This is a genomic window from Nocardioides sp. WG-D5, from assembly GCF_054031175.1.
This window is the reverse complement of sequence record NZ_CM132928.1, coordinates 5,099,138-5,111,205: the sequence shown is the minus strand read 5'-3', so window position 1 is coordinate 5,111,205 and position 12,068 is coordinate 5,099,138. Positions and strand designations below refer to the sequence as shown.

7 protein-coding genes and 1 tRNA gene are annotated in these 12,068 nt (G+C 68.4%); 2 read left to right on the top strand and 6 right to left on the bottom strand.

Annotated elements, in window-relative coordinates; translation table 11 throughout:
- The 3 genes from ACWZJV_RS24730 to ACWZJV_RS24720 form a co-directional block, all read right to left on the bottom strand.
- A complete protein-coding gene (locus ACWZJV_RS24730) occupies positions 1-993 on the bottom strand; it encodes a branched-chain amino acid ABC transporter permease (protein ID WP_457179210.1) in 993 nt (330 codons plus the stop codon).
- 8 nt (positions 994-1,001) lie between these two features.
- Positions 1,002-2,342: an ABC transporter permease subunit gene (locus ACWZJV_RS24725; RefSeq protein ID WP_196874664.1), complete on the bottom strand. Its 1,341-nt coding sequence runs from the start codon at positions 2,340-2,342 to the stop codon at positions 1,002-1,004.
- Between the two features lie 167 nt (positions 2,343-2,509).
- Positions 2,510-3,139, bottom strand: a complete 630-nt coding sequence (locus tag ACWZJV_RS24720) for an ANTAR domain-containing response regulator (RefSeq protein ID WP_008362948.1) — start codon at positions 3,137-3,139, stop codon at positions 2,510-2,512.
- Positions 3,140-3,231: 92 nt separating this feature from the next.
- Between ACWZJV_RS24720 and ACWZJV_RS24715 the strand changes: the two genes are divergently transcribed.
- A tRNA-Leu gene (locus ACWZJV_RS24715) sits at positions 3,232-3,307 on the top strand.
- A 53-nt stretch (positions 3,308-3,360) separates the two neighbouring features.
- The gene (locus tag ACWZJV_RS24710; RefSeq protein WP_457179209.1) at positions 3,361-4,104 is read left to right on the top strand and encodes a helix-turn-helix domain-containing protein; all 744 of its coding nucleotides are present in this window, start codon (positions 3,361-3,363) and stop codon (positions 4,102-4,104) included.
- Here the strand turns inward: ACWZJV_RS24710 and pyk are convergent.
- From pyk to gltB, 3 genes are all read right to left on the bottom strand, one after another.
- A complete protein-coding gene (gene pyk, locus ACWZJV_RS24705) occupies positions 4,101-5,570 on the bottom strand; it encodes a pyruvate kinase (protein ID WP_008362950.1) in 1,470 nt (489 codons plus the stop codon). The genes ACWZJV_RS24710 and pyk overlap by 4 nt on opposite strands.
- A 316-nt stretch (positions 5,571-5,886) precedes the next feature.
- Positions 5,887-7,353, bottom strand: coding sequence for a glutamate synthase subunit beta (locus ACWZJV_RS24700; protein WP_008362951.1), 1,467 nt, complete (start codon positions 7,351-7,353; stop codon positions 5,887-5,889).
- Positions 7,346-11,824, bottom strand: a complete 4,479-nt coding sequence (gene gltB / locus ACWZJV_RS24695; protein ID WP_457179208.1) for a glutamate synthase large subunit — start codon at positions 11,822-11,824, stop codon at positions 7,346-7,348. The genes ACWZJV_RS24700 and gltB overlap by 8 nt, the downstream gene beginning before the upstream one ends.
- Positions 11,825-12,068: the final 244 nt, after the last annotated feature.

The window sequence follows — 12,068 nt, the reverse complement described above, 5'->3', positions numbered from 1 at the left end:
TCAGCGTCCATCGATCGCGATCTCCCTACGGTCGCCGAAGATCCCCTGGGGTCGGAAGATCATCAGCAGCATGATGGCCAGACCCAGCACGATGTAGCGGATCACGCTGGCCTGGGTGTCGGTCATGATCGCCGACGGGATCCAGCCACCTTCACCGGCCGACTGGCTGAAGAACGAGCCCAGCCCGGCGATCAGGAACCAGAACAAGACCGAACCGATGACGGGACCCATCACCCGGGCGGCACCACCGAGCAGCAGCGCGGCGAAGGCGTAGAAGGTCATCAGCGTCGAGTAGTCGCTCGGCACGACCGAGGCCTGCTTGAGCGCCAGGAACATGCCGCCCAGACCACCGATGACGCCACCGAGCGCGAGCGCCTGCATCTTGTAGGCGAAGACGTTCTTGCCCAGCGAGCGGACCGCGTCCTCGTCCTCACGGATCGAGCGGAGCACGCGTCCCCACGGGCTGCGCATGAGCGCCCACACCAGCACGCAGCACAGCGCGACCAGGATCCAGCCGACGGTCAGGGACCACAGGTCGTTGCGACCGAAGGAGATGATGCCGAGGTCGATGCCGCTGCTGTAGGGGTTGGCCTCCTGGAACGGCCTGGCGAAGCCGTTGAGCCCGTTGGAGCCACCGAAGGTCTCCTTGGTCTCCACGGCGCCGAAGACGAACCGCAGCACCTCGGCCGCGGCGATCGTGACGATCGCCAGATAGTCGGCGCGCAGACGCAGGGTCGGCACACCCAGGATCACGGCGAGCACCAGCGGCGCCACCAGCGCCATGACGATGCCGAGCCAGAACGGGGCATCGAAGGTGACCACCGAGACGGCCAGGCCGTACGCACCGACCGCGACGAACCCGGCCTGGCCGAAGTTGAGCAGACCGGTGTAGCCGAAGTGGATGTTGAGGCCGATGGCGGCCAGGGCGAAGACGATCGCCTGCGGGCCGAGCGCCTGTTGCAGCGCTGCCCGGAGAATGTCGAGGATATCCATTGTCTCTCCTACCCGAGCCGCTCTTTGCGACCCAGGATGCCCTGGGGCCGCACCAGCAGGATCACGATCATGATCAGCAGCGGGCCGATCTCCTTGATCGACGTGGGTACGCCGAACAGCGGTCCGAGCTCGTAGACGAGCCCGATCACCATCGAGCCGACCAGAGCGCCCCAGATCGTGCCGAGACCACCCAGGGTCACTGCGGCGAGGATGACCAGCAGGATCCGCATGCCCATGAAGCTGTTGACCTGCAGCTGCATCGCGTAGAGCACACCGGCCAGGGCGGTCAGCGCCCCACCGATCACCCAGGCGTTGGTGATGACGCCGTCGACCCGCAGACCGGAGGACGCGGCCAGCGCCGGGTTGTCCGAGACCGCGCGCATCGCCTTGCCCATCCGGCTCTTGGCCAGCCACAGGCAGACCGCGGTGATGGTGACGATCGCGATGATGACGATGACCGCCTCGCGGTCGGCGAGCGAGAGACCGAGGTAGTACCAGTGCTGCTCACGCTGCTGGCCGTTGTACTGCGACAGCGAGCGGGTCGAGGAGCCGTAGAAGTACTGGAACAGGTAGCGCAGGAAGATCGCCAGGCCGATCGAGATGATCATCATCGCGATCAGGCCGGTGCCGCGCCGGCGCAGCGGCCCCCACAGGACCTTGTCCTGCACATAGCCACCGACGCCGCCGAGGACGACCGCGATGACGCCGGCCACGATCACCGAGACCGAGGCCAGGCCACCGGTCTTGAAGATCTGGTCGAAGCTCCAGGCCATCACGGCGCCGAAGGTGAGCAGCTCACCGTGGGCGAAGTTGGACAGGCCGGTCGTGCCGAAGATCAGCGAGAAGCCGAGGCCGGCCAGGCACAGGATCAGAGCGAAGACGATGCCCGCGCGGAGGTTCTGGGCGAGGTCCTTGGCGAAGTTCGACTGCTCGCCGGCGGTGACACCGATCGGGAAGATGGCTCGGTTGTTGGGGCCCTGGAAGCGGACGGTGACGGTGGCCTCGTTCTTGGTGTTCTCGTCGAGGACGGTCCCTTCAGGGAGCGTCTTCTCGTCGAGGGTCACCGTGTACTTGCCGAGCTCGTCGACGACGATGATCGCGACACCCTTGTCGTCGGTGACGCCCTCGCCGGCCTTCTCGCCGTCCTTGCTGACCTCGAGGGTCACTCCCGAGATCGGTTTCGGATTGCCTTGGGCATCCTTGTTGGCCTCGTCCTGAAGCGTCACCTGGATCGCGGTGGCATCCGGCGGTGGGGTGTCGGTTGCCTGTGCGGCACCCGCGCTCCCTACCAACAGCACCATCAGCGCACCGATGAGCGCGACGAGGACTCTGTAGAGCCGCTTGCGCACGTGGGTACTCCTGCCTGTGTGTCCTGAAGACGGATCCTGACACCAGCTGAACTCGCTGGTCCGCCGGATCCGCGCGGGCAGTCTAGGCCGACGTCGCCCACGAACAAGCCACAGGTTGTCCCTCTTCTGAGACCGCAACCGATCTGTGACGTGCCGTTTACACGGATTCAGGTACGCGGTCCGCTGACCCCGTGCTCGATGACTCCCTCGGCGACCTGACGCATCGAGAGCCGCAGGTCCATCGCGGTCTTCTGGATCCAGCGGAACGCCTCGGGCTCGCTCAGGGTGAGACCCTGCTGGAGGATCCCCTTCGCCCGGTCGACGGCCTTGCGGGTCTCCAGCCGGTCGGTCAGACCCGCGACCTCCTTCTCGAGCTGGGCGAGCTCCTGGAAACGGCTCACCGCCAGCTCGATCGCGGGCACCAGGTCGGTGATGTTGAACGGCTTGACGAGGTAGGCCATCGCACCCGCGTCACGGGCCCGTTCCACCAGGTCACGCTGCGAGAACGCGGTCAGCATGACGACCGGCGCGATCCGGTCGCGGGCGATCGCCTCTGCCGCCGCGATCCCGTCGAGCACCGGCATCTTCACGTCGAGGATCACCAGGTCGGGTCTGTGCTCGGTGGCCAGCTCGATGGCAGCCTTGCCGTCGCCGGCCTCACCGACGACCTCGTAACCCTCCTCGGTGAGCATCTCCTTGAGGTCCATCCTGATCAGGACCTCGTCCTCCGCGATGACGACCGTACGCCGCGCCTGGCTCTCCGGGGTGCTGCTGGGGTTGCTCTCCGTCACGAGCACAGACTAGGCCATCACGGGCACGTCCCGGTGCAGTGATTCCGCCCACGGTCCGGTAAGTTTGGCGAATGCCAGGCCCGCTCGCGGGCCGGAGAGCCCCGGTACTCCAACGGCAGAGAGGGCGGTCTCAAACACCGTATAGTGTCGGTTCGAATCCGACTCGGGGCACCAGATTTGTTCGCACGTTCCATCGTGATGTCGGTGGTCGCAGGCAGACTGCGACCGTGTACACAGCTCGTGTTCGCGCCAATGCGCTCGCACTCCTCCGGCAGGGCGACTCGCTGTCGGCTGTGGCACGCGCGACAGGTGTCGCAAGATCCACCATCCGTGAGTGGAGGGACTGCGAGCCGCGCAACCGACCCGGCGCCTGCCCGCGGTGCGACGACCGTCCGATCGACCAGGAGGCGTACGCCGCGCTTCTCGGTTTCTACCTCGGCGACGGCCACATCGCGAGAGCCGCGCGCTACTACTTCCTCCGGATCACGTGCGACCTGGCCCATCCGCGGATCATCGACGACGTAGTCGACCTGCTCGGCCGAATCAGGCCGGGCGGCAACGTATTCATCGTCAGGAAGCCCGGCTGTGTGGACGTTCAGCTGAATTGGCAGCACTTGCCCTGCCTCTTCCCGCAGCACGGCCCCGGCCGCAAGCACGAACGCAAGATCGTCCTGGAGCCATGGCAGCAGGAGATCGTGTCAGCCCACCCCGGCCCGTTCCTCCGTGGACTGTTCCATTCTGACGGGTGCCGGGTGTCGAACTGGGCGACCCGGATCGTCGCCGGAGAGAAGAAGCGCTACGAGTACGGACGCTGGCAGTTCACCAATCACTCCGACGACATCCGCGGCCTGTGCACCTGGGCACTCGATCTGGCCGGCATCCCGTGGCGCAAGTCCTCCTGGAAGACGATCAGCGTCTCGCGCCGCGAGGCGGTCGCGGCGCTCGACGCACTGATCGGCCCGAAGAGCTAGCCCTTGCGCTCGTACGCCGGCGCGACCTCGTTGATCGCGTCGCCGATGCGGTGGATGCGCAGGGCGTTGGTGGAGCCGGGGATGCCGGGAGGCGAGCCGGCGATGATGACGACGAGCTCGCCCTCCTCGACGCGGCCGAGCTTGAGCAGGTTCTCGTCGACCTGGCGGACCATCTCGTCGGTGTGCTCGACCTCGTCGGTGCGGAAGGTCTCGGTGCCCCAGCTGAGCGCGAGCTGGCTGCGTACGGCATCGGAGGGGGTGAAGGCGAGCAGCGGGATCGAGCCGCGGAGCCGGGAGAGCCGGCGGGCGGAGTCGCCGGAGGTGGTGAAAGCGACCAGGTACTTGGCGCCGACCCGGTCGGCCACCTCGGCGGCGGCCTTGGCGATGACGCCGGAGCGGGTGTGCGGGTCCCAGTCGATGCGGCTCAGCTCGGCGGCGGCGGAGCCGTCGCGGGAGAAGGCGTGGCGCTCGGTGGCGGCGATGATGCGCGCCATCGTCTCGACGGTGTGGATCGGATAATCGCCGACGCTCGTCTCGGCGGAGAGCATCACCGCGTCGGCGCCGTCGAGGACGGCGTTGGCGACGTCGTTGGCCTCGGCGCGGGTGGGCGCCGGGTTGGAGATCATCGAGTCGAGCATCTGGGTGGCGACGATGACCGGCTTGGCGTTGAGGCGGGCCAGCTCGATGATCCGCTTCTGCAGGAACGGCACCTCCTCGAGCGGGCACTCCACGCCGAGGTCACCACGGGCGACCATGAACATGTCGAAGGCGGCGATGACCTCGTCGAGGTTGTCGATCGCCTGCGGCTTCTCGATCTTGGCGATGACCGGGACGACACGCCCCTCCTCGTCCATGATCTTGCGGACGTCCTCGTAGTCCTTCGCGTTGCGCACGAAGCTGAGCGCGACCATGTCGACGCCGAGCTTGAGAGCGAAGCGCAGGTCCTCCTCGTCCTTCTCGGACAGGGCCGGGACGGAGACCGCGACGCCGGGCAGGTTGATGCCCTTGTTGTTGGAGACCGGTCCACCGACCAGGACCTCGGTGTGGACGTCGGTGTCGTCGACGGCGGTGACCCGCAGGCGCAGCTTGCCGTCGTCGATCAGGATCGGGTCGCCGACCTTCACGTCGCCCGGAAGGCCCTTGTAGGTCGTCCCGCAGATCTTGTCGGTGCCGGTCACGTCCCGCGTGGTGATCGTCCAGGCCTGACCCCGGTGCAGGGTGGTCGACCCCTCCTCGAAGCGCTCCAGGCGGATCTTGGGCCCCTGCAGGTCGGCGAAGATGCCGACGCTGTGCCCGCTCGCCGCAGCCGCCTCCCGCACCAGCGCGTAGTTGCTGGAGTGGTCGTCGTGGGACCCATGGCTCATGTTCATCCGGGCCACGTCCATGCCTGCGTAGACGAGCTCGCGGATGCGACGCTCCGTCCCGACGGCGGGTCCCAGGGTGCAGACGATCTTCGCTCTTCTCACGGGAGCCCAGACTACCCCTCTGGATCGTTCAAACCAGCACCCGGACCACGTCCTGATCAGGCCGTTCATCCAAGGTTCTCGCCCTTGTCCGCGTCGGATGTCGTCCCTTCACGCTGGGCCCGGCGCGAGGTCGCCGGCGGCTAGCCGGTCAGCGCGGACCCGGGCAATGCACGTGTGCCACAAACTCGTCGCCACAAGTGTGTACGAACTCTGTCGGATCATCCGATCCGATGGCTGAGACCCGACTGGCCCGACACCCCGAGGTGGGGGTGCCGGGCCAGTGGTCGGCACGCCGTTGTGCCTAGGCCTGTCGGCCTCAGACGGTCAGCTGCCGGTCCGTCGGACGGATCGGTGCCGGCAGGTTGGTCGAGCCGGTCAGGTAGGTGTCGACCGCGGCCGCGGCGGCGCGGCCCTCGGCGATCGCCCACACGATCAGCGACTGCCCGCGACCCGCGTCACCGGCGACGTACACGCCGGGGACAGAGGTGGCGAAGGAGTCGTCGCGGGCGACGTTGCCGCGGGCGTCGTACTCCACACCCAGCTGGGTGAGGAGGCCGTCCTTCTCCGGACCGGTGAAGCCCATCGCCAGCAGGACCAGGTCGGCGGGGATCTCCTTCTCGGTCCCCTCCTTCTCGGTCAGCTTGCCGTCGATGAACTCGACCTCGACGAGCTTCAGGGCGCGTACGCGGCCGTCCTCGGTGCCGAGGAACTCCTTGGTGGACACCGAGTAGACCCGCTCGCCACCCTCCTCGTGCGCGGAGGCCACCCGATAGGTCATCGGGTAGGTCGGCCACGGCTGGCCGTCGGGGCGCTCCTCCGGCGGACGCGGCATGATCTCCAGCTGGGTGATCGACTCGGCGCCCTGGCGGATCGCGGTGCCGAGGCAGTCGGCGCCGGTGTCACCGCCACCGATGATGACGACGTGCTTGCCCTCGGCCAGGATCTGGTCGGGGACCGCCTCGCCGAGCGAGGCCCGGTTGGACTGCGGCAGGTACTCCATCGCCTGGTGGATCCCGTCGAGCTCGCGCCCGGGGACCGGCAGGTCGCGGCCGACGGTCGAGCCGTTGGCCAGCACGATGGCGTCGTAGCGGTCCCGGAGCTGCGCGCCGGTGATGTCGGTGCCGACGTTCACGCCCGGCCGGAAGACCGTGCCCTCACGGCGCATCTGCGCCAGGCGCTGGTCGACCTGCGACTTCTCCATCTTGAACTCCGGGATGCCGTAGCGCAGCAGCCCGCCGATCTTGTCGGCCCGCTCGTAGACGGCCACGGTGTGGCCCGACCGGGTGAGCTGCTGGGCAGCGGCCAGGCCCGCGGGCCCGGAGCCGATGACGGCGACCGCCTTGCCGGAGAGCCACTCGGGCGGCTGCGGCTTGACGAAGCCCGAGTCCCAGGCCTTGTCGATGATCGAGACCTCGATGTTCTTGATCGTCACCGCGGGCTGGTTGATCCCCAGGACGCAGGCGGCCTCGCACGGAGCCGGGCAGAGCCGGCCGGTGAACTCGGGGAAGTTGTTGGTCGCGTGCAGGCGCTCCGAGGCGCCCTCCCAGTCGTTGCGCCAGACCAGGTCGTTCCACTCGGGGATGATGTTGCCGAGCGGGCAGCCCTGGTGGCAGAACGGGATGCCGCAGTCCATGCAGCGCGAGGCCTGGGTGTTGATGATCGGCAGCAGGGTCTTGCCGATCTTGCCCGGGTAGACCTCGTGCCAGTCCTTGACCCGCTCCTCGACAGGACGCCGGGTCGCGACCTCACGACCGTTCTTCAGAAAACCCTTCGGGTCAGCCATGGAGGACCTCCATAATCCGAGCTGCGGCCTCGTCCTCGTCGAGACCCTCCTCGAGGGCCTCCTCCTGGGCTTCGAGCACGCGCTTGTAGTCGCTGGGCATGACCTGCGTGAAGCGGGTCAGAGAGTTCGGCCAGTCGGCCAGGAGCGCCTCGGCGACTGCCGAGCCGGTCTCCTCGAGGTGGTCGCGCACCAGCTGCTCGAGCTCGGCGGCGTACTTCTCCTCGACACCGGTGGCGTCGACCAGCTCGCCGTTGAGCCGCTGCCCCTCGAAGTCGAGGACCCAGGCGATGCCGCCGGACATGCCGGCCGCGAAGTTGCGCCCGGTGGGGCCGAGCACGACGACACGACCACCGGTCATGTACTCGCAGCCGTGGTCGCCGACACCCTCGGTGACGATGCTGGCACCGGAGTTGCGGACCGCGGCCCGCTCCCCCACGCCGCCGCGGATGTGGATCCGTCCGCTGGTGGCGCCGTAGGCCAGCGTGTTGCCGGCGATGATGTGCTCCTCGGCCTTGAACCCGGCCGTACGCTCCGGGCGGATGACCACGCGGCCGCCGGAGAGGCCCTTGCCGACGTAGTCGTTGGCGTCGCCCTCCAGGCGCAGCGTCAGCCCCTTGGGGATGAACGCGCCGAAGGACTGGCCCGCGGAGCCGGTGAAGGTGATGTCGATCGTGCCCTCGGGCAGGCCCTCACCGCGGTAGCGCTTGGTGATCTCGTGACCGAGGATCGTGCCGACGGTGCGGTTGACGTTGCGGATCGGCAGCTGGGCGCGCACGGGCTCGCCGCGCTCGAGTGCCGGGGCCGCGAGCGGCAGAAGTTCGTTGACGTCCAGGGACTTCTCCAGGCCGTGGTCCTGGCCCTTGGTGTTGTAGAGGTCCTGGTCGGCGAACTGCTGCGGCGACTCCACCCGGGTGAAGATCGGCGAGAGGTCGAGCCCGGAGGCCTTCCAGTGGTCGATCGCGTCGCGGGCGTCGAGCGCCTCGGCGTGGCCGACGGCCTCGTCGATGCTGCGGAAGCCCAGGTCGGCGAGGAGCTCGCGGACCTCCTCGGCGATGTAGCGCATGAAGTTGACGACGTACTCCGCCTTGCCGGTGAACCGCTCGCGCAGGACCGGGTTCTGGGTGGCGACGCCGACCGGGCAGGTGTCGAGGTGGCAGACCCGCATCATCACGCAGCCGGAGACGACCAGCGGCGCGGTGGCGAAGCCGAACTCCTCGGCGCCGAGCAGCGCGGCGATGACCACGTCACGACCGGTCTTGAGCTGGCCGTCGGTCTGCACCACGATCCGGTCGCGCAGGCCGTTGAGGAGCAGCGTCTGCTGCGCCTCGGCGAGGCCGAGCTCCCACGGGCCACCCGCGTGCTTGAGCGAGGTGAGCGGGGAGGCACCGGTGCCGCCGTCGTGACCGGAGATCAGGACCACGTCGGCGTGGGCCTTGGAGACACCCGCGGCGACGGTGCCGACGCCGACCTCCGCCACGAGCTTCACGTGGACGCGAGCGCTCGGGTTGGCGTTCTTCAGGTCGTGGATCAGCTGGGCGAGATCCTCGATCGAGTAGATGTCGTGGTGCGGCGGCGGGGAGATGAGCCCCACGCCGGGCGTCGAGTGACGGGTCTTGGCCACCCACGGGTAGACCTTGTGACCCGGCAGCTGACCACCCTCACCGGGCTTGGCGCCCTGGGCCATCTTGATCTGGATGTCGTCGGCGTTGGTCAGGTACTCCGAGGTGACACCGAAGCGACCGGAGGCCACCTGCTTGATCGAGGAGCGCCGCTCGGGGTCGTAGAGGCGCTCGGGGTCCTCGCCGCCCTCGCCGGTGTTGGACTTGCCACCGAGGATGTTCATCGCGATGGCGAGCGTCTCGTGGGCCTCCTTGGAGATCGAGCCGTACGACATCGCGCCGGTCGAGAAGCGCTTGACGATCGCCTCTACGGGCTCGACCTCGTCGATCGAGATCTTCTCGCGGCCCAGCTCCTCGGCGCTCTTGAGCTTGAAGAGCCCGCGCAGCGTCATCAGCCGCTCGGACTGCTCGTTGACGCGGTCGGTGTACTGCTTGAAGACGTCGTAGCGGCCGCTGCGGGTGGCGTGCTGGAGGCGGAAGACCGTCTCCGGGTCGAACAGGTGCGGCTCACCCTCGCGGCGCCACTGGTACTCGCCGCCGATGGGCAGCGCGCGGTGGGCGTTGGCGACGCCGTCGCGCGGGTAGGCGGTGGCGTGCCGCTTGGCGACCTCCTCGGCGATCACGTCGAGGCCGATGCCGCCGAGCTTGGAGGTGGTGCCGGTGAAGTAGCGGTCCACGACCTCCTTCGACAGGCCGACGGCCTCGAAGATCTGCGCGCCGGTGTAGGAGGCGACCGTGGAGACGCCGATCTTCGACATCACCTTGAGGACACCCTTGCCGAGCGCCTTGATCGTGTTGGCCATCGCCTTCTCGGCGTCGGCCTTCACGTAGTAGCCCTCGTAGGCGAGGTCCTCGACGGACTCGACCGCCAGGTAGGGGTTGACCGCAGAGGCGCCGTAGCCGATCAGAAGGGCGACGTGGTGGACCTCGCGTACGTCGCCGGCCTCGACCAGCAGGCCGACCTGCGAGCGGGTGCGCTCGCGGACCAGGTGGTGGTGGACGGCGCCGGTGAGCAGCAGCGACGGGATCGGCGCCATCTCCTGGGTGGAGTGGCGGTCGGAGAGGACGATGATCCGGGCGCCGTCCTCGATCGCCTGGGACACCTCGGCGGAGATCTCGTCCAGACGGGTGCGGAGCGCCTCCGCGCCGCCGTCGACCTCGTAGAGGCCGCGGACGACGTGGACCGCGAAGCCCGGCATGTCGCCGTCACGGTTGATGTGACGGATCTTGGCCAGGTCGTCGTTGGAGATGACCGGGAACGGCAGCACGATCTGGCGACACGAGGCCGGTCCGGGGCTGAGCAGGTTGGACTCGGCGCCGATGGTGCCGTTGAGGCTGGTGACGAGCTCCTCGCGGATCGCGTCCAGCGGCGGGTTGGTGACCTGCGCGAAGAGCTGGGCGAAGTAGTCGAACAGCATCCGCGGCTTGTCGCTCAGCGCCGCGATCGGGCTGTCGGTGCCCATCGAGCCGATCGGCTCGGCGCCGGTGTTGGCCATCGGCGCGAGCAGGATGCGGAGCTCCTCCTCGGTGTAGCCGAAGACCTGCTGGCGGCGGGTCACGCTCGCGTGCGTGTGGACGATGTGCTCCCGCTCGGGGATGTCCTCGAGGCGTACGAGACCGGCGTGGAGCCACTCGTCGTAGGGGTGCTCCGCGGCGAGCTCGGACTTGATCTCGTCGTCCTCGATGATGCGGTGCTCGGCGGTGTCGACGAGGAACATCTTGCCCGGCTGGACGCGGCCCTTGCGGACCACGGTGGCGGGGTCGATGTCGTCGAGCACTCCGGCCTCGGAGCCGAGCACGACCAGGCCGTCCTCGGTGACCCAGTAGCGGGAGGGACGCAGGCCGTTGCGGTCGAGGACCGCGCCGATCTGGGTGCCGTCGGTGAACACGACGCTCGCCGGGCCGTCCCAGGGCTCCATCAGGCTCGAGTGGAACTCGTAGAAGGCCTTGCGGGCCGGGTCCATCTCCTCGTGCTTCTCCCACGCCTCCGGGATCATCATCAGCATGGCGTGCGGCAGGCTGCGGCCGGCCAGGTGGAGGAGCTCGAGGACCTCGTCGAAGGAGGCCGAGTCGGAGGCGCCCTCGGTGCAGATCGGGAAGAGGCGCTCGAGGTCGCCCGGGATGAGCTCGGACTCGAGCAGCGCCTCGCGCGCCTTCATCCAGTTGCGGTTGCCCATCACGGTGTTGATCTCGCCGTTGTGGGCGATGAACCGGAACGGGTGGCTCAGCGGCCAGCTCGGGAAGGTGTTGGTCGAGAACCGGCTGTGGACGACGGCGATCGCGGAGGCGACCCGCTCGTCGACCAGGTCGGGGAAGACCTCGGCCAGCTGCGGCGTGGTGAGCATGCCCTTGTAGACGATGGTGCGGCTCGACAGCGACGGGAAGTAGACGTCGGTCTCCTTCTCCGCACGCTTGCGCAGGCAGAAGGCCAGCCGCTCCAGGGCCAGGCCGGTCACGCGCTGCTTGGCACCGGCGACGAAGAGCTGACGGAAGGTCGGCATGACCGCCTTGGCGGTGGCGCCGAGGGAGTCCGGGTTGACCGGTACGTCACGCCAGCCGAGGACCTCGAGGCCCTCCTCGGTCGCGATGTCCTCGACCAGCTTCGTGGTGCGCTCGACCTGGTCGACGTCGCCCGGGATGAAGGCGGTGCCGACGGCGTAGGCACGCTCGGCCGGAAGGTCGAAGTCGACGACCTCACGCAGGAAGGCGTCAGGGACCTGCAGCAGGATCCCGGCGCCGTCGCCAGAGTTGGTCTCGGCGCCGGCGGCGCCGCGGTGGTCGAGATTCACCAGGGCACGGATGCCCTGCTTCACGATGTCGTGGCTGGCCACACCGGTCAGCGTCGCAACCATGGCGACGCCGCAGGCGTCCTTCTCGAACCGAGGGTCATAGAGGCCCTGGGGGGATGGATACGAGTGCTCGTACGGCACCGGGATCTCCCGTCTGTCCGGGCTCGGGCACGCACCATCCGACGCAGCCCAATAGCCCCGGATTTTCGACTCTGCTTCGAGTCGGGTCCGGAGCGGGGGATGTCTGCGACAGGTGCGCGCGCCCTTGCGGGGATGAAACTGGCAATCTGCAGGGGACAGCGTTGGC